This is a genomic window from Mesorhizobium sp. P2_D1 (genome assembly GCF_056404455.1).
The window spans coordinates 1-1,288 of the sequence record NZ_JBFUDZ010000133.1; the positions used below are offsets into that span (position 1 = coordinate 1).

1 protein-coding gene and 1 pseudogene are annotated in these 1,288 nt (G+C 59.9%); one reads left to right on the plus strand and one right to left on the minus strand.

What is annotated here, in order from left to right; all coding sequences use genetic code 11:
* Positions 1 to 363 precede the first annotated feature (363 nt).
* A pseudogene (locus AC1D0I_RS32525) lies at positions 364 to 534 on the plus strand (GFA family protein); the annotation flags it as partial.
* Here AC1D0I_RS32525 and AC1D0I_RS32530 read toward each other — a convergent pair.
* Positions 491 to 1,288: ATP-dependent DNA ligase (locus AC1D0I_RS32530; protein WP_477400173.1), on the minus strand; the 798-nt coding region annotated here is incomplete at its 5' end. The pseudogene AC1D0I_RS32525 and the gene AC1D0I_RS32530 sit on opposite strands and share 44 nt — an antisense overlap.

Below are 1,288 nucleotides of genomic sequence, written 5' to 3' on the forward strand. Positions count from 1 at the left end.
ATGCAATTGTCAACGAGCCGGAGGCGGCCGGCGCCGAAATCGAGCGAAAAACCCCAAGCGGCGAAGGCGCGGGTCACGGGCAGTCCAGCCCCGAGACAGCTGGCGCACCGCCTAAAAGCCCTCTCGCAGACCCCTTCCCGGCCAGACAAAGCGACGCTCGGCCCGTGGCCGGTAAGACCTCTCGCCCGACCGGCAGACCCGGAGCGTAGCCATGCCGCCCAAACGTGAGCCGAGCGAACAACCGCCGATGGATGCGCCAACCTGGACACCTGACGTGCGAGAGCCTGACCCGGATCTTTTGCCCGATGAGCTGCCAGTGCCTAACCCCGATGAGAACCGTGATCCTCCAATGCGAGCCGCGACATGAGCGAAGATGTCGTTCGCAACGGGGGTTGCCTCTGTGGTGCAGTTCGCTTCTCGGTCAAAGGCGCTCCGCTCCGCGTTGGCCTTTGCCATTGTCAGGATTGCAGACGTGCAAGCGGCAGTGCTTTCAACTTCTTTGGAGTCTGGCCGCGATCCGCCTATGATCGAAACGCACTTCTGCGACCAACTCTGGCCGCAATGGCTCCCACTGTCCGCTTCTTTCCGTGCTCCAGCGGCTGGGGCCGCCGGGCGCCTTGCCTGTAAAGCCAGGAGGCGCTCGCAAAGCCTCAAGTCGTCGCGTTAGCGTTGTCCGGTCTTGGTGCGCGATTGTCGATGTAAATCCCACATGGTCGAGTTTGCCCTGATCATTGTAGAGGCCAAGCAATAACGAGCCTACCTCGCGCGAGTTCGCCAGGTAGCGAAACCCTCCGACCACGCAATCAGCAGTGCGTAGACGTTTGATTTTCACCATGGTGCGCTCGCCAGGCCGATATTCGTCATTTAGGAGCTTGGCCACGACGCCATCCGTTGACCCCTGGCCCGAGTCGCCGAGCCACTTCGTTGCAGTCGCCAAATCCTGGGTACAGCTCGACAACTCAAGGCCGGTACTTTCAACCGACTTTACGAACGCCTCCAGGGCCACGCGCCGTGCGGACAAAGGCTGATACATCAAGCTGGTACCGGAACTGACCAGCATATCAAACAGTATGAGTCTGGCCGGGGTTTCCATCGACAGTTTTCGAATCCTGCTTTCTGCCGGATGCAGCCGCATCTGGAGCGCGTCAAAAGAAAGCGAGCCATCGACTTCGATAACGATCTCGCCATCAGCGACGAATTCCGTGGCTTTCAGCTCAAGCAACATCGAGACGACTTCGGGAAAATATCTGCCGAGCGGCTTGCCTGATTTTGCCCGCAAGTCCACCTC